Source organism: Mesorhizobium sp. LNHC209A00 (genome assembly GCF_000502915.1).
GTDB lineage: Bacteria > Pseudomonadota > Alphaproteobacteria > Rhizobiales > Rhizobiaceae > Mesorhizobium.
Genome location: NZ_AYWT01000002.1, coordinates 586,014 through 602,258, shown reverse-complemented (window position 1 = coordinate 602,258; position 16,245 = coordinate 586,014). Strand labels below are relative to the sequence as shown.

The window sequence follows — 16,245 nt, the reverse complement described above, 5'->3', positions numbered from 1 at the left end:
ATGTCAGTTGAGAACGCAAGGCTCGACGCAATCACGCTTTCGGTGCTCCAGGCCGCTTTGCAGCAGGTCTGCGACGAGATGGACCTGACCTTTTCCCGCGCCGCCTTTTCGCCCGTGATCGCCGAGGCCAATGACCGCTCGGACGGCATCTATTCCGCCGTCGACGGCTCGTTGATCGCGCAGGGCAGTCAGGGTCTGCCTGTGTTTGTCGGCGTCATGCAATATTCGACCAGGACGGTGATCGAGATGATCGCCGACGGCCGCTGCCTGGCCCCGGAGCCGGGCGACATCTACATCGTCAACGATCCCTATCTCGGCGGCACGCATCTGATGGATGTGCGCTTCGCCATGCCGGTCTATCGCGGTGAAAAGATCTTCTGCTGGTTGTCGAACACCGGCCATTGGCCCGACATTGGCGGCTCCGTGCCCGGCGGCTTCTCGGCTTCGGCGACGGCGGTCGAGCAGGAAGGCCTGCGGCTGCCGCCGGTAAAGCTGTTCAAGAAGGGCGTGCTCGACGCGGAAATCTACGCCATCATCTGCTCCAACATCAGGGTTGCCGACCAGCGCATCGGCGACATCCGGGCCCAGGCCGCCGCGCTGCTGATCGGCCAGGACAGGCTTAATGGAATCCTGGATCGTTACGGGGACGAAATCGTTGTCGAAGCGATCGCCGAATTGCGCCACCGTGCCGCCGAGCAGATGCGCGCCAACATAGCGGCCATTCCCGACGGCACCTACCGCTCCGAGGCTTTTGTCGATTCCGACGGGGTGGTCAACGAACCGCTGACCATCGCGCTCGCCGTCGAGAAACAGGGCGACACTCTGACCTTCGATTTTTCAGGCTCGTCAAAGCCTTGTGCGGGACCGATGAACAGCGTGCTGGCGACGACATTGTCCTCGGTCTATCTCGCCATGCGCCATATCTTCCCGGACGTGCCGATCAGCGCTGGTGCCTTCGAGCCGCTCGAGGTCAAGCGGCCGGAAGGCACTTTCCTCGACGCCAAATATCCGCGCCCCGTGTCTGGCTGTGCGGCCGAAGTATCGCAGCGCATCGCCGAGGCGGTGTTCGCGGCGATGGTGCAGGCGCTGCCCGACAAGGTGACGGCGGCCCCGGCCGGCTCCAGCGGCAATTTCGCGCTCGGCGGCAATGATCCGGCGCGCGGCCGCGACTACGTCATGTACCAGATCTCCGGTGGCGGCTATGGCGGCAATTCGGGGCATGACGGGCTGACCAATGGCTGCTCGACCATCGGCATTTCGAAGTCGCCGCCGGTCGAGATCATGGAGCAGGCCTTTCCGGTGCTCTATCGCCACTATGCCTTGCGCGAAGGCTCGGGCGGCGCCGGCAAGCATCGTGGTGGTTTTGGCCTCGCCTATGAGGTCGAGATCCTGCGCGGCGAGGCGCGAGCCTCCTTTGTAATGGACCATGGCCGTTTCGGTCCGCAAGGCGCCCTTGGCGGTCGGGACGGCGAGCCCAACAGCGTGACCGTGTTCCGCAACGGCGAGGAGCATGTGCCGCCGCACCTATCCAAGGAGCAGGACATCCCGCTGAAGGCCGGCGACCGCGTGCGCGTCGGCACGCCGGGTGGCGGCGGCTATGGCGATCCGCGTGAGCGCGATCCGGAACTGGTCGCACGGGACGTCCAGCTTGGTTATTATACGACGAAGCAAGCAAGGGATCTGTTCGGAGCCGAGGCACAAGGAACCTGACCGGACGCGGAGGAACTGCACCGCGCCGTGATCGCCGCGGCACATGTCGTTTTCGTCTCCGCCGGGAGCATGAAAGCCCGTAGATTTACCCGGTCAACGGAGATCTGGACCATGCGTCTTTTCGGTCGTTTCGTGCTTGCCGCTTCCGTGGCTTTTGCGCTTGCCACCGGTGCTGCTTCCGCCCAGGAGAAAAAACTGAGGCTCGGTACCGAGGGTGCCTATCCGCCCTTCAACCATGCCAATGCCGATGGCACGCTCGGCGGTTTCGACATCGATCTCGGCAACGCGCTGTGCGCGCAGATGAAGGTCGAATGCGAGTTCACCGTGCAGGATTTCGACGGCTCTATTCCCGCGCTCCAGGCCGGCAAGTTCGACGCCATCATCAACATCACCATCACGCCCGAGCGGGCCGAAAAGGTCGAGTTCACCCACAAATACTACCAGACGCCGCCGGCCATCGCGGTGCCGAAGGACTCAACCATCGCGGGCACCTCGCCGGACGATCTGAAAGGCAAGGTGCTGGGCGTGCAGAGCGCCACCATCCACCAGAATTTCGCCGAGCAGAAATATTCGGGCTCGACCGTCAAGGCCTACCCGACCGGCGACGACGCCCGCACCGACATGGCCAATGGCCGCCTCGATGCGATGATGGACGGCTCGATCATCCTGACCGAATGGTTGAAGAAGCCCGACGGCGCCTGCTGCAAGCTGCTCGGCACGCTGACGGCAGATCCCGCCATTCACGGGCCCGGCGTCGGCATTGCGCTGCAGAAGGGCAACAAGGAACTGGCCAACAAGTTCAACGCGGCAATCGACGCGCTGCGCGCCAACGGAAAGTACAAGGAAATCAACGACAAGTATTTTTCATTCGACGTCTATGGGAGTTGATCCCGGTACCAATCGAGCTCGGCGGCGCAACCCGGCGCTGCCGATTTGAATGATGGAGATTTTATTGGCTGAGCGTCGCTCCCCCTTCCACAGCAGCATCGTTGGGCTGGGTGCGGCCATGGGTCGGGTCGGCGGCGATTTCATCGCGGCCAAACATTATTCCGGCATCGCCGACGAACATTTGAATACGCGTAAAAATGTCGGCGTTCAGGACCTCAGCACCATGGGCAAGATGGACATTAAGGGTGCCGACGCCGAGGCGCTGGTCAACCATGTCATTGTCAATGACGCCGCGGCGATGGGGCCGGGCCAAGTACGCTATTCCACCGTCTGTCGTGAGGACGGCGGCATCATGGACGACCTCACCGTGTTCCGGCTGGGCGCGGAGCATTTCATGCTGGTGACCGGTTCGGTCAACCGCCTCAAGATGCTGCCCTGGCTCCAGCATCATGCGCAAGGGCGCAGGGCCTATGTCACCGACATCACTGCCGCCGTCGCCTTCCCGACCATCCAGGGCCCGCGCTCACGCGATCTCCTGAAGGCGATGATCTCGGACGCCGATCTCGACGAATTGAAACGCTGGGCGTTTATATCAGGCCATATCAACGGAACGCGGGTCTTGATTTCACGTACAGGCGTGACCGGCGAACTCGGCTTCGAACTGTTCGTGCCGGCCGACGAGGCGACCTCGGTTTGGGACGCGCTGATGCGCACTGGCCAAGCTTTCGGCTTGAAACCCTATGGCGTGCTGGCCATGTTCACGCTCGGCCTGGAAAAGGCCTATCCGGCGCACGGCATCGACATGGACGAGACGCGCACGCCGTTCCATGTCGGCCTCGACCGCTGGATCAAGTTCGATAAAGGCGATTTCATCGGCCGGGACGCGCTGCTCAAGGTGCGCGACAAGGGCCTCGACGAGCGCTGGACCGGGCTTTTCCTCGACGGCGACAAGCCGGCAGCGACGGATGCACGGGTGATGGCCGATGGTGAGAACGCCGGTGTGGTCACCTACAGCGACCACGGCTATTCCCTGGGCAAGGTGCTGGCGACAGCGCATTTGCGATTGCCGTTCACGGCTGTTGGAACAGAGCTCAGCATCGCCATCGATGGCAAGCCGGTACGCGCGGTGGTGGCGCCGATGCCGTTCTTTGACCCGGAAGGGGCGAGGCTGAGGGGCTAGCGCGGAATGATTTTGGTTTCCGCTTGGCGTCCATGATATGGTTCGCGGATGAAGTCTCCTGGTTCAAGAATCGGCCGTTCAGTAAGGCAGGTCATTTCGAGCTGACGAGCGCGCGTGGCGAGAAAATCAGCGCTGTCGAAGGCATGAAGCTGTCGCCCCGCATGGCCAAGGTACTCAACCACGGTGTGCGGCAGGGATTGTCGGGCGATGAGCGGCGCTCACTCATCAAGGAAGAAATCCGTAGGAACAGCCCTACAGTGTCATGGCAAGCAGTGATAATGGCGAGCGATCGGCGCTGCCCCTCACCTGCCTGCCGGCATCCTCTCCCCGTATATAGTGACGGGGAGGGGGTCGCTCACATCGACGATTTCGCCAATCATCGGCGTTGCTTGCAGAATGCCGGCGTCCAGGGCTAGCCCCTGTCTCCCCGTTCCACGGGGAGAGATGTCCGGCAGGACAGTGAGGGGCAGCGCTGACGTTGATGAGAAGGTCACGGCCACCCGGATGTTCAGCCGGCTCATCACCCCCGCCGATCCAGCATCGCCACCAGCCGGTCACCCACCCACTGGATGCCGCAGACCAGGATGATCAGCACGATCACCACGGCGATCATCACCGATGTCTCGAAGCGCTGGTAGCCGTAGCGGATGGCAAGGTCGCCGAGGCCACCGGCACCGATGGCGCCTGCCATCGCCGAGGCGCCGACCAGCGTCACCAGCGTCACGGTGAAGCCGGCCACGATGCCGGGTAGCGCCTCCGGCACCAACACCTCGCGGATGATCGTCCAGCGGTTGCCGCCCATGGCGCGCGCCGCCTCGATCAGTCCGTGGTCGACCTCGCGCAATGACACTTCGGCGATTCGCGCATAGTAGGGAGTGGCGGCGATCGACAGCGGCACGATGGCCGCCCATGTGCCGATCGAGGTGCCGACGATCAGCCGCGTCACCGGGATCAGCGCCACCAGAAGGATGATGAACGGGACCGAGCGGAAGCCGTTGATGACGGCGCCGAGCACGCGGTTCACCCATGGGCTTTCGGCGATGCCGCCGCGTTCGGTGGCAATCAGGGCCAGCCCGAGTGGCAGGCCGAACACCAGCGAGATCAGGCCGGAGGCGGCCGTCATCAGCACCGTCTCCCAGATCGATCGCAACAGAAGCTCAAACAGGATCGGTGACATGGCCAAGCACCTCCACCCGCGCCTGGCGGGATTTCAGGAATGTGACGATTTCCGCGAGGTGGCTCGCATCGCTGCCGGCAACGGAAAGGAACAGCGTTCCGACCGGCTGCCGCTGGATGTGGTCGATGCCGCCATGGACGAGGCGGAAGGGACCGGGCACCGCGGCCGCAAGGTCGAACAGCAGCGGCTCGCGCGCCGCCTCGCCCGCCACGTCGACGCGCAGAACCGTTTCGGTGCCGGCCCCCGGCACCAGCCGCGCCGCCAGTTCGGCCGGAAGTTGCGGCCGGATGGTCCCGAGCAGGCGTCTTGTGACGTCCGATTGCGGATCGGCAAACACCGACCAGACCGGCCCTTCCTCGACGATGCGCCCGGCGTCGATCACCGCCACGCGGTCAGCGATCGAGCGGATCACTTCCATTTCATGGGTGATCAAAAGGATGGTCAGGCCAAGCTGGCGGTTGATGTCCTTCAGCAGGGCGAGAATGGAGCGCGTCGTCTCCGGGTCGAGCGCCGATGTCGCTTCGTCCGACAGAAGCAGCGCCGGCCGCGCGGCAAGCGCTCGGGCAATGCCGACGCGCTGTTTCTGGCCGCCGGACAGCGACGCCGGATATGCCTTTGCCTTCTCCGACAGGCCCACGAGACCGAGCAGTTCCGCGGCCCGCTTCAGGCGCTCCGCCTTCGGCCGGCTCTCGATCTTGAGCGGCAGCGCCACATTGTCCTCGACTGTCTTGGCCGACAGCAGGTTGAAATGCTGGAATATCATGCCGATGCGCCGCCGCAACGGCTGCAACTCGCGCTCGCCAAGTCGGCTGATCTCGCGGCCTTCGATGAACACCTCGCCGGTGTCAGGGCGCTCCAGTCCGTTCAGGCAGCGGATCAGGGTGGATTTACCGGCGCCGCTGCGGCCGATGATGCCGAGAACCTCGCCCTTGCGCACCGTCAAGGAAATGCCGTCGAGCGCCGCCGTCTGGCCGAAGCGGCGCTTCAGGTCGACAAGGCGCACCACGTCCTGCGTGGTGGCCTGATCCGCGGCCTCGGTGGTTGCGATAAAATGCTGGTTCATAGGCAGGTCCCGAAATGCGATTGCGGCCCGCGCATCGCGCGGACCGCTTAAGCTGTCAACGGCACGTCGGTGCCCGCATAACTCAATAGGCGCTGAGACCGGTGCCCTTATAGACCTTGTCGAACTCGGCCTTCACAGCCTCGTTCTGATAGGACGCGACCAGCGTCTTCACCCAGGCCTCGTTCTCATGGCCGACCTTGACCGCGATGAAGTTGCGGTACGGATTGTCTGCGATCGGCTCCTGAGCGATGCGGTTCTCCGGTGTCAGGCCGCTTTTCAGTGCCCAGTCGGTATTGACCACGGCGGCGTCGAGATCCTCGACCGAGCGGCCGACGATGCCGGCGTCCAACTCCTTGATCTCGACCTTTTTCGCATTCTCGGCGATGTCGGCGGTGGTGGCGAGAATGCCGGTGCCATCCCTGAGCTTGATCACGCCCTCATTCTGCAGCACGCGCAACGCCCGGCCTTCGTTGGACGGGTCGTTCGGCACGCCGATCACCGCGCCCTCCGGCAGATCGGCAACCTTGGTGTACTTCTTGGAGTAGAGGCCGATCGGCCACACGCCGGTATAGCCGACACGCACGATGTGGTAGCCCTGCGTCTTGATCTGGTTGTCGAGATAGGGCTGGTGCTGGAAGGCGTTGGCGTCGATCTCGCCGCGCTCCAGCGCCTCGTTGGGCTGGGTGTAGTCGTTGAACACCACCGTGTCGATGCTGAGGCCCTTTTCGGCTGCTTGCGCGACGACGACACGCCAGACATCCTCGTCCTCGCCGCTGATGATGCCGACCTTGATCGCCTTCTTGTCCTCGGCCAAGGACGCATGCGGCGCCATCAGGCTGCCGATCGCGACAGCCGACGCGAACAGCAGAGCCAGGCCGCTGCGGCGGTTCAGGGGTGCCCATGGGGAAGATGGCAAAGTGTTGTTGGGATCGGACATGATTGATCTCTGCGGTTGTGAAGTCATGGCAGCAAGGCGGATTGCCCAAGCTTGTTCACATCGTCAGAAATTCTACTGATTTTATCAAAGAACGTGTTTCGCCGTTCTCGGCAAAGCCGGGAATATTCTCTCAAAAAATTCAGGCATGTGAGCACAGGACGCCGCCGGATCGACCATGGCGGCGCCGCGCTGCCATCCGGGATGTCGGGAAAGGCAGTCAAGTTTTCAACGAGCCCGCCTCTACCGACCGGCTGCGCAGATATCTCATCCGGTTCGACGCGAGCTTCGAGACATCGCCCGGAAACGATGGACGGCCTTCATTGGCTGCCGGCGGGTCCATCCATGGCGAAGTCAAAAGCTCTTCGGCTTGCTCAGCCACTTTTTCGTGAAGCTGTGCGGGTTGATCCGACCGTCGGCTTGCCTAGGTAGAGAGGGCGGCCGGGCGCCACGCGATCTCAATAATCGGTATGACATTTTCCTGCATTCGAAAGCTTGCCCTTTTAGCCCTCCTCGTCGTCATCGAGTCTTCCTGCGTCGTTCCCGAAGACACGTCGCGCATCGCCAAGATCGATCCCACGGCGGCTGCGGCACGCAAGGAGATGGTCGGCCTCAGCGAAGCCGACGTTCGAATGTGCGCGGGATTTCCGACCGCCACCGCCGATGTCGGCCAGTCCGGGCAGATCTGGACCTATAAGCGCATCGTCCAGCGCGGCAATCTCAGCGTCGTCGTTCCCGCCTTGGCCGTGGGGGCGATCCCGACGGTCGGCGGTTCCGTCAATGTCGCTCCAGGGGGTTACTGCGACACGCAGGTTCGCATGGTCGGCGGCCGTGTCGCCGAAGTTGCCTACGCCGGCGACAACAACCTGCCGAACAAGCGCGACGCGCTTTGTGTCAGCACCGTGGATGCCTGCGTGGCCTATGCCCGCCAACACAGGCCGGCGGCCAAATAGCGGCAGCGGATTTCGCGGGAACCAGCGGTGGCCGGACACTCGGTGTTTGACGCGGATGGCGTTGAGGGCTTGACTGACCCGCCGGACCGAATACGCTAGGGCAAAATACCGGCTCTGATCGCCGGGCGGCAAACATGCCTCGTATGCCTCGCCTTTCCGGCGCTGGCTGCGGGGCATTGTCATTTTGGGGATCGGTTTGAAACGGCGTATCGAGATCGGCATCCTTTATTCCCGCTCGGGAAGCTATCAGCTCGTCTCCGACGCGTGCCGGATGGGTGCTATGCGCGCCATCGCCGACATCAACGCCGACAGGAGCTCAGGCATCGAACTGGCGCCGGTAGAGCGCGACCCGCAAAGCAATGCCGACCGTTACGCGACGCTGTGCGAAGACATCTTCAGGACCAGCAGTGCACGCCATGTCGTCGGCTGCGTCACTTCCTGGAGCCGCAAGGAGACAATCCCTGTGCTGGAGAAGGCGGGCGGCATGCTCTGGTATGCCTGCCCCTATGAGGGCTTCGAGGCCAACGAGCATGTCGTCTACATGCATGCTTGTCCCAACCAGCATCTGGTGCCGCTGCTGGCCCATGTCGTGCCGCGCTTCGGCGCCAACGGTTTCCTGCTCGGGTCGAACTACATCTGGGGCTGGGAGATGAACCGTGTTGCGCGCGACCTCATCGCCGATGCCGGCGGCAAGGTGCTGGGCGAGCGCTATCTGCGCATCGGCGAGACCGACGTGTCGCGGCTGATCGCCGAGATCCGGGCGACGCGGCCAAGCTTCATCCTCAACAACCTGATCGGCACCTCGTCCTATGCTTTCCTTGCGGCCTATCGCGATCTGGCGGGCGAGGATGCGGCTTTCAGTCCTGAATCTTGCCCAGTGATCTCGTGCAACCTGACTGAAGGCGAACTGCCGGCGATCGGCGAAACGGGCAAGGGTCACCTGTCGGTCGGACCGTATTTCGCGCCACGGCCGGCCGCGTTCGCGTCGTCCTTCGAAGCCTCCGCCTATGCCTCGGTGCAGGTACTGGCCGACGTGCTGTCGCGCGATCCCGACGCCGGCCCGGCGGAATTTTCCAAGGCCTTCGCCGAGCGGCGCTTCTCCACCCGGCTCGGCCCGATCGCCATCGACGCCCATTCCCAGCACGCCACGCTGCCTGTCATCATCGGCCGGATCGCGGACGGCTACTTCGAAGTCGTCAGCCGGCAGCACGAGGTCGCGCCGGACCCGTATCTGTCGCGCTACGACCCCGCAAAGACATTCGGCCGGCCACGCTTGCGGGTGGTGTCTTGACCAGAACCCCGCGCATCCCCAACCTCGGCGGAGCCAGGGCCTTTGTCCTGCATCGCCCGCACCCGACGGTGCAGGCGATCACCAGGCAATTGTCGGCCATCGGCCTTGTCACCGTGGATTGCTGGCCGGAACTGGCGCCGGAGGCGCTGGCCGCCGACTTCGTCTTCTTCGACGCCGATCTCGGCTTCGACGAGCAATTCCCCTGGAAGCAGGGCGAGGCGCCGATGCCGCTGGTGGCGCTGATCGGTTCCGAGGCGCCGGGCCGCATTGAGTGGGCGCTGTCGCACAAGGCCGACGCCCAGCTCCTGAAGCCGGTCGGCAATGCAGGGGTCTACAGCGCGCTGCTGATCGCAAGGCAGAGCTTCGAGGCGCGAAAACATTTAGCCGGCGAAATTGCCGCGCTGCGCCAGCGGGTCGCCGAACGCCAGACCATCGTGCGGGCTGTCTCGGCTTTGTCGAAGGGCGGCGACGACGATCGCGCCTATGCGCGGCTGCGCTCGCTGGCGATGAGTTGGCAGGTCAGCGTCGAGGACGCCGCGCGGCGTATCGTGGCGATGACGGAGGAAGCCAAGATCGGGGAAACCAGGACCGGGGAAACCAGGACCGGGGAAACCAAGACCGGGGAAGCCCCGATCGAAGATGAGAGCGGCGATGACCAGCCCTATCGCGCCTGATCTCACGGCAGGGCGCATGCCGGCCAAGGCGCGCGCCGGTGTCTGGCGCCGGCTGGTCAAGCGCCGCCTTGCGCTGCTCGGCCTGGTCATCGTCGCCATTGTCGTCGCCGGCGCAATCCTGGCGCCATGGCTGACCGGCTATGACCCCAACGACCAGATGTTCGATGGTCTGACCATCGAGGGCTCGCCTCTGCCGCCAAGCGCGAAATTCTGGCTTGGCACCGACCTGCTCGGACGTGACCTGTTGACCCGCATCCTCCATGGCGCGCGCACCTCGCTGATCATCGGCATCGTCGCCAACGGCGTGGCGCTTTTGATCGGCACGCTGGTCGGCGTCACCGCCGGCTATTTCCGCGGGTGGATCGGCGGCGCACTGATGCGCTTCACCGATTTGATGATGGCGTTTCCGGCCCTGCTGCTCGCCATCTGCCTGGCGGCGGTGTTCCAGCCGAGCCTGTGGATCGTCGCCATGGTCATCGCGCTGGTCAACTGGGTGCAGACCGCTCGCGTCATCTACACCGAGACGTCATCGCTCGCCGAGCGCGAGTTCATTGACGCCGAACGCACCATAGGGGCGAGCGCGCCGCGCATCCTGTTTCGCCACATCCTGCCGCATCTCCTGCCGACCATCATCGTCTGGGGCACGCTCGGCATCTCGACCACGGTGCTGCTGGAAGCGACGCTCTCCTTCCTCGGCATCGGCGTGCAGCCGCCGACGGCATCCTGGGGCAATATCATCTTCGAGAACCAGACCTATTTCCAGGCGGCGCCCTGGCTGGTGTTCTTCCCCGGCGCCGCGATCCTGGCGCTGGCGCTGGCCTTCAACCTGATCGGCGACGCGCTGCGCGACATTCTCGATCCGACGCAGCGAGGGCGGGAATAATGGGGGGCCGGACATGATCGCCTACCTCGGCCGCCGGCTGATCCAGTCGCTGCTCATCCTGCTCGGCGTCTCGCTGATCACCTTCGCGCTGCTCTATCTCCTCCCCGCCGACCCGGTGCGCCAGATCGCCGGCCGCAGCGCCACGCCTCAGACGGTCGAGAACATCCGCCAGCAGCTCGGCCTCGACCAGCCCTTTATCGTCCAGTACTGGCACTACCTGATCAGGCTCGTCAGCGGCGATCTCGGCCGCTCCTACATCCAGCGCTCGGAGGTGACCGAACTCATCGTCTCGCGGCTGCCGGCGAGCCTGCTTCTGATGGTCGGCGCCATACTGTGCGAGCTGCTGATCGGCCTCTCGATGGGCCTGATCGCCGCCGTCAAGCGCGGCACCGCCACCGACCAGGCCCTGATGGTCGCCTCCTTCATCGGCGTCTCGGCGCCGCAATTCGTCGTCGGCCTGCTGCTGCTCTATGTCTTCGCCGTCAGACTGAGCTGGTTCCCGATCGGCGGCTATGGCACATGGCGCCATCTCGTGCTGCCGTCGCTCACCATGGGCATCCTCGGCGCCGGCTGGTACGCGCGCATGATGCGCTCGTCGATGATCGACGTGCTGCGCCAGGATTATGTCCGCACCGCGCGCGCCAAGGGCCTGGCTCGCGGCGCCATCATTTTCCGCCATGCGCTGCCCAACGCCATCCTGCCGGTCGTCGCCATGATCGGCATCGACATCGGCATCTTCATGGGCGGCATCGTCGTGGTCGAAAGCGTGTTCGGCTGGCCCGGCATCGGCCAGCTCGCCTGGCAAGCCATCCAGCGTGTCGACATCCCGATCATCATGGGCGTCACGCTGGTCTCGGCCTTCGCCATCGTGCTCGGCAATCTCTTGGCCGACATCATCGCGCCCTTCATCGACCCCCGTATCAAACTGAGATGAGTATCAAACCGAGATGAGCATCAACTCAGATGAAACCAGAAAACAAACAGAGAAAGGGAACATGACAATGAAGAAGTTTCTCGCATCGACCGTCGCGGCATCGGCGCTGGCGCTGATGCTCGGCATGACAAGCGCCCGCGCCGAGGACGCCGTCGACCCGAACGCCAAGCAGGGCGGCGCCATCACCATAACCTACAAGGATGACGTCGCGACTCTGGACCCGGCGATCGGCTATGACTGGCAGAACTGGTCGATGATCAAGAGCCTGTTCGACGGCTTGATGGACTATGAGCCGGGCACCACCAACCTCAAGCCCGACCTCGCCGAAAGCTATGAGATTTCGCCCGACGGCAAGACCTTCACCTTCAAGCTGCGCCATGGCGTGAAGTTCCACAATGGCCGCGAGATGACCGCCGACGACGTGAAATATTCGCTCGACCGCGTCACCAATCCGAAGACGCAGAGCCCCGGCGCCGGCTTCTTCGGCTCGATCAAGGGCTATGACGATGTCGCTGGCGGCAAGGCCGAGACGCTGTCCGGCGTCACCGTCGTCGATCCCTACACGGTTAAGTTCGAGCTGACCCGCCCGGACGCCACCTTCCTGCATGTCATGGCCATCAACTTCTCGCATGTCGTGCCGAAGGAAGAGGTCGAGAAATACGGCGCCGATTTCGGCAAACATCCGGTCGGCACCGGCGCCTTCAAACTGGCGGAATGGACACTTGGCCAGCGCATTGTCTTCGAGCGCAACGCGGACTATTGGCACAAGGGCCTGCCGCACCTCGACAAGATCACCTTCGAGATCGGCCAGGAGCCGATCGTGGCGCTGCTGCGCCTGCAGAAGGGCGAGATCGACGTGCCCGGCGACGGCATTCCGCCGGCCAAATTCGAGGAAGTGATGGCCGATCCCGAGCAGAAGGCGCGTGTCGTCGAAGGCGGCCAGCTGCACACCGGCTATGTCACCATGAACACAACCATGGCGCCGTTCGACAATGTGAAGGTGCGCCAGGCCGTCAACATGGCGCTCAACAAAGCGCGGATCATCCAGATCATCAACGGCCGCGCCGTGCCGGCCAACCAGCCGCTGCCGCCGTCGATGCCCGGCTACGACAAGGCGTATAAGGGCTATCCCTATGACGTTGCCAAGGCCAAGGCGCTGCTTGCCGAGGCCGGCCATCCCGATGGGTTTGAGACGCAGCTGTTCGTTATGAACACCGACCCGAACCCGCGCATCGCCCAGGCGATCCAGCAGGATCTGGCGGCGATCGGTATCAAGGCCAGCATCCAGTCGCTTGCCCAGGCCAATGTCATTGCCGCCGGCGGCGACAAGGCCGGCGCGCCGATGATCTGGTCGGGCGGCATGGCCTGGATCGCGGACTTCCCCGATCCGTCCAACTTCTACGGCCCGATCCTCGGCTGCGCCGGTGCGGTACCAGGCGGCTGGAACTGGTCGTGGTATTGCAACAAGGATCTCGACGCCAAGGCGGCCGAGGCCGATTCGGTGGTCGACCCGGCCAAGGCCGCCGAGCGCGACAAGATGTGGAGCGCCATCTACGACAAGGTGATGGAGGACGCCCCTTGGGCGCCGGTCTTCAACGAACAGCGCTTCACCATGAAGTCGGCCCGCATGGGCGGCGCCGACAATCTCTATGTCGACCCGGTCCATATCCCGATCAACTATGACAATGTGTACGTAAAAGATGTGCAATAACTGCGATTACACCATCCACGGGCGCCATCATCATTTCGGCTGGGACAATTCGTTCGTCCCGGCTGAGCGGGTGGCGCCCGGCTCGACCGTCGAGTTCCAGTGCCTGGATTCTTCGGGCGGCCAATTGCAGCCCGACAGCACCGTGGCCGAGATCGCCAAGCTCGATTTCGACCGGATCAATCCTGTGACCGGGCCGATCTTCGTCGAAGGCGCCGAGCCGGGTGACGCGCTGAAGGTGACGATCGAGATGTTCAAACCGTCCGGCTTCGGCTGGACGGCGAACATTCCCGGTTTCGGCCTGCTCGCCGACGATTTCCAGGAGCCGGCGCTCAACATCTGGAAATACGATGCCACCTCGCTGGAGCCGGCATTGTTTGGCAAAAACGCCCGCGTGCCGCTAAAGCCATTCGCCGGCACCATCGGCAATGCGCCGGCCGAAATGGGTCACCACTCGGTGGTGCCGCCGCGCCGCGTCGGCGGCAATCTCGACATCCGCGACCTTGCCGCCGGCACCACGCTCTACCTGCCGGTGGAGGTGGCGGGCGCGCTGTTCTCGGTCGGCGACACGCACGCCGCGCAAGGCGACGGCGAGGTCTGCGGCACGGCGATCGAAAGCCCGATGAACGTCGTGCTGAAACTCGACCTGGTGAAAGATGCTCGGCTGAAAACGCCGCGCTTCACCACGCCGGGTCCGGTGACACGGCATCTCGACGCCAAGGGCTATGAGGTGACGACGGGGATCGGGCCGGATTTGATGAGTGGCGCAAAAGAGGCCGTGGCGCAGATGGTCGACCTGCTCGCCGGCCGCTACCAGGTCGACCCGGTCGAAGCCTACATGCTGGCCTCGGTCTGCGGCGACCTGCGCATCAGCGAGATCGTCGACATGCCCAACTGGGTGGTGTCGTTCTACTTCCCGCGCTGCGTGTTTGAATGAGGCTGGGTTTGCGTCAAGACACGCCCGTTGTCCTGCCGGACCCGGCAGGACAGAGGGGTGCGTGCCGGAAAAGACCTCTCGGAACTCTCCATCTGCAATGACCTCAACTCCCGAACCAATCCTCACCATCGCCAACCTCCGCGTCTCGGTACGCGGCGAAGAGGGCGCCCGCGAGGTTGTCTCCGACCTGTCGCTGACGCTCAAGCGTGGCGAGACGCTCTGCATCGCGGGCGAATCCGGCTCCGGCAAATCCATGACCGCTCTGGCCATCATGCAGCTCCTGCCGCAGCCCGCCGCGCGTATCTCCGCCGGCACGATCCACCTTGGCGCCACCGAGCTGACCGCCCTCGACGATCGCCGGATGCGGCGGATTCGCGGCGACCGCATCGCCATGATCTTCCAGGAACCGATGACCTCGCTCAACCCGGTGCTGTCGATCGGTCGCCAGCTCACGGAATCCATCGAGGCGCATACCAGCCTGTCGCGCGACGAAGCCCGCCAGCGTGCCATCGAGGCGTTGAAGGCGGTGCGCATTTCGGAGGCCGAAAGCCGGCTAAGGCAATTTCCCCACGAGCTCTCCGGCGGCATGCGCCAGCGGGTGATGATCGCCATGGCTCTGGCGCTCGAACCCGACGTGCTGATCGCCGACGAGCCGACGACGGCGCTCGACGTCACCGTGCAGGGCGAGGTGCTGGAGCTGCTGCGCGACTTGCAGCAGAAGCACGGCACCAGCGTCATCCTGATTACCCACGACATGGGCGTTGTCGCCGAAATGGCCGATCGCGTCATCATCATGCGGCATGGACGCATGGTCGAGGAAGGCAAGACGTCGGACATTTTCGCCCGCCCGCAAGCCCATTACACGCGCGAGCTGCTCGCCGCCGTGCCGCGCATAGGCAGCGGCGCCGGCCGCCAGGAATCCAGGGATGCTGAGCCGCCGAGGCCGGCCAAGGTCGCCGAGGTCACCGATCTGCACGTCCGCTTCGACCTGCGCGGCGGCGTCTTCGGCCGGGTCACCCGCCGCGTTCACGCCGTCGAGGGCGTCAGCTTTTCCATCGCGCCCAACGAAACGCTGGCGCTGGTCGGTGAATCCGGCTGCGGCAAGTCGACCACCGCCAAGGCGCTGGCGGGGCTGGTGCCGTATAGCGGCGACATCGTCGTTGGCGGCCGCAATTTGTCCGGCCTCGGCCGCGACGAGCGCAAGGCGGTGCGCCGCGACGTGCAGATGATCTTCCAGGACCCCTACGCCTCGCTCGACCCGCGCATGCGCGTCGGCGACCTCGTCGCCGAGCCGCTGCTCATCCACGGCATCGCCTCGAAGGAAGAGCGCCGCGAGCGCGTCGCCGCGCTGTTCGACCGCGTCGGCCTGTCATCGGACCAGATGGAGCTCTATCCGCACGAATTCTCCGGCGGCCAGCGCCAGCGGGTCTGCATCGCGCGTGCGCTGGCGCTCAGGCCAAAACTGATCATCGCCGACGAAAGCGTCTCCGCCCTGGACGTCTCGGTGCAGGCGCGCGTGCTCGACCTCCTCAAGGAATTGCAGCGCGAATTCGGCGTCGCCTATCTCTTCATCTCGCACGACATGGCCGTGGTCGAGAATGTCTCCGACCGTGTCGCCGTCATGTATCTCGGCCAGATCGTCGAGATGGGCACACGCGACCAGGTTTTTTCCAACCCCCGCCATCCCTACACCAGGCGCCTGATCGAAGCCGTGCCGGTGCCGGATCCGGCTCGGCGCCGAAGCCGTTTCGCCCGCCTCGACCAGGAAATCCCCAGCGCCACGCGCCGGATCGGCGAGGCGCCGCTGAAACTGGCACTCAGCGATGTCGGCAACGGCCATCTCGTCGCCGCCGAGGTCTGAAGCCGTCCGGGCGCAAACAAACCCGGCGTGCGGCAGGTCGAGCTTCACATAG

Annotated in this window: 16 protein-coding genes; 12 read left to right on the top strand and 4 right to left on the bottom strand. The window is 64.3% G+C overall.

Going from position 1 to position 16,245, the window contains the following annotated elements; genetic code table 11:
* The 3 genes from X739_RS159680 to X739_RS159690 all read left to right on the top strand — a co-directional run bounded on the left by X739_RS159680 (position 1) and on the right by X739_RS159690 (position 3,778).
* On the top strand, positions 1-1,710 hold the full coding sequence (locus X739_RS159680) for a hydantoinase B/oxoprolinase family protein (RefSeq protein WP_023793283.1): 1,710 nt from the start codon (positions 1-3) through the stop codon (positions 1,708-1,710).
* 111 nt (positions 1,711-1,821) lie between these two features.
* Entirely contained in the window at positions 1,822-2,598 is a 777-nt protein-coding gene (locus tag X739_RS159685; RefSeq protein ID WP_023793280.1) for an ABC transporter substrate-binding protein, read from the top strand.
* Between the two features lie 49 nt (positions 2,599-2,647).
* Complete coding sequence (locus tag X739_RS159690) at positions 2,648-3,778, top strand: aminomethyltransferase family protein (RefSeq protein WP_031251957.1); 1,131 nt, start codon at positions 2,648-2,650, stop codon at positions 3,776-3,778.
* A 302-nt stretch (positions 3,779-4,080) separates the two neighbouring features.
* Here X739_RS159690 and X739_RS1000000169135 read toward each other — a convergent pair whose 3' ends face one another.
* The 4 genes from X739_RS1000000169135 to X739_RS159705 form a co-directional block, all read right to left on the bottom strand.
* Positions 4,081-4,299 (bottom strand): hypothetical protein, encoded by a 219-nt coding sequence (locus tag X739_RS1000000169135; protein ID WP_023781936.1) that lies wholly within the window; start codon positions 4,297-4,299, stop codon positions 4,081-4,083.
* Positions 4,299-4,955 (bottom strand): methionine ABC transporter permease, encoded by a 657-nt coding sequence (locus X739_RS159695; protein WP_023793275.1) that lies wholly within the window; start codon positions 4,953-4,955, stop codon positions 4,299-4,301. The genes X739_RS1000000169135 and X739_RS159695 overlap by 1 nt, the downstream gene beginning before the upstream one ends.
* The gene (locus tag X739_RS159700) at positions 4,936-6,018 is read right to left on the bottom strand and encodes a methionine ABC transporter ATP-binding protein (RefSeq protein ID WP_023793272.1); all 1,083 of its coding nucleotides are present in this window, start codon (positions 6,016-6,018) and stop codon (positions 4,936-4,938) included. Before X739_RS159700 ends, X739_RS159695 begins: the two co-directional genes overlap by 20 nt.
* An 82-nt stretch (positions 6,019-6,100) precedes the next feature.
* Positions 6,101-6,955: a MetQ/NlpA family lipoprotein gene (locus tag X739_RS159705; RefSeq protein WP_023793270.1), complete on the bottom strand. Its 855-nt coding sequence runs from the start codon at positions 6,953-6,955 to the stop codon at positions 6,101-6,103.
* A 2-nt stretch (positions 6,956-6,957) separates the two neighbouring features.
* Between X739_RS159705 and X739_RS1000000169130 the strand changes: the two genes are divergently transcribed.
* The 9 genes from X739_RS1000000169130 (at position 6,958) to X739_RS159745 (ending at position 16,193) form a co-directional block, all read left to right on the top strand.
* A complete protein-coding gene (locus X739_RS1000000169130; RefSeq protein WP_156939821.1) occupies positions 6,958-7,344 on the top strand; it encodes a hypothetical protein in 387 nt (128 codons plus the stop codon).
* 78 nt (positions 7,345-7,422) lie between these two features.
* Positions 7,423-7,905: a hypothetical protein gene (locus X739_RS159710; protein ID WP_023793268.1), complete on the top strand. Its 483-nt coding sequence runs from the start codon at positions 7,423-7,425 to the stop codon at positions 7,903-7,905.
* A gap of 196 nt (positions 7,906-8,101) precedes the next feature.
* Positions 8,102-9,196: a transporter substrate-binding protein gene (locus tag X739_RS159715; protein ID WP_023772100.1), complete on the top strand. Its 1,095-nt coding sequence runs from the start codon at positions 8,102-8,104 to the stop codon at positions 9,194-9,196.
* Positions 9,193-9,870 (top strand): ANTAR domain-containing protein, encoded by a 678-nt coding sequence (locus tag X739_RS159720; protein WP_023793265.1) that lies wholly within the window; start codon positions 9,193-9,195, stop codon positions 9,868-9,870. The genes X739_RS159715 and X739_RS159720 overlap by 4 nt, the downstream gene beginning before the upstream one ends.
* Positions 9,848-10,753 (top strand): ABC transporter permease, encoded by a 906-nt coding sequence (locus X739_RS159725; protein ID WP_023793262.1) that lies wholly within the window; start codon positions 9,848-9,850, stop codon positions 10,751-10,753. Before X739_RS159720 ends, X739_RS159725 begins: the two co-directional genes overlap by 23 nt.
* 13 nt (positions 10,754-10,766) lie before the next feature.
* On the top strand, positions 10,767-11,687 hold the full coding sequence (locus tag X739_RS159730) for an ABC transporter permease (RefSeq protein WP_023793260.1): 921 nt from the start codon (positions 10,767-10,769) through the stop codon (positions 11,685-11,687).
* Between the two features lie 67 nt (positions 11,688-11,754).
* A complete protein-coding gene (locus tag X739_RS159735) occupies positions 11,755-13,398 on the top strand; it encodes an ABC transporter substrate-binding protein (RefSeq protein WP_023793258.1) in 1,644 nt (547 codons plus the stop codon).
* Positions 13,388-14,332 (top strand): acetamidase/formamidase family protein, encoded by a 945-nt coding sequence (locus X739_RS159740; protein ID WP_023772104.1) that lies wholly within the window; start codon positions 13,388-13,390, stop codon positions 14,330-14,332. Before X739_RS159735 ends, X739_RS159740 begins: the two co-directional genes overlap by 11 nt.
* Before the next feature lie 97 nt (positions 14,333-14,429).
* Positions 14,430-16,193, top strand: a complete 1,764-nt coding sequence (locus X739_RS159745; RefSeq protein WP_023793255.1) for an ABC transporter ATP-binding protein — start codon at positions 14,430-14,432, stop codon at positions 16,191-16,193.
* Positions 16,194-16,245: the final 52 nt, after the last annotated feature.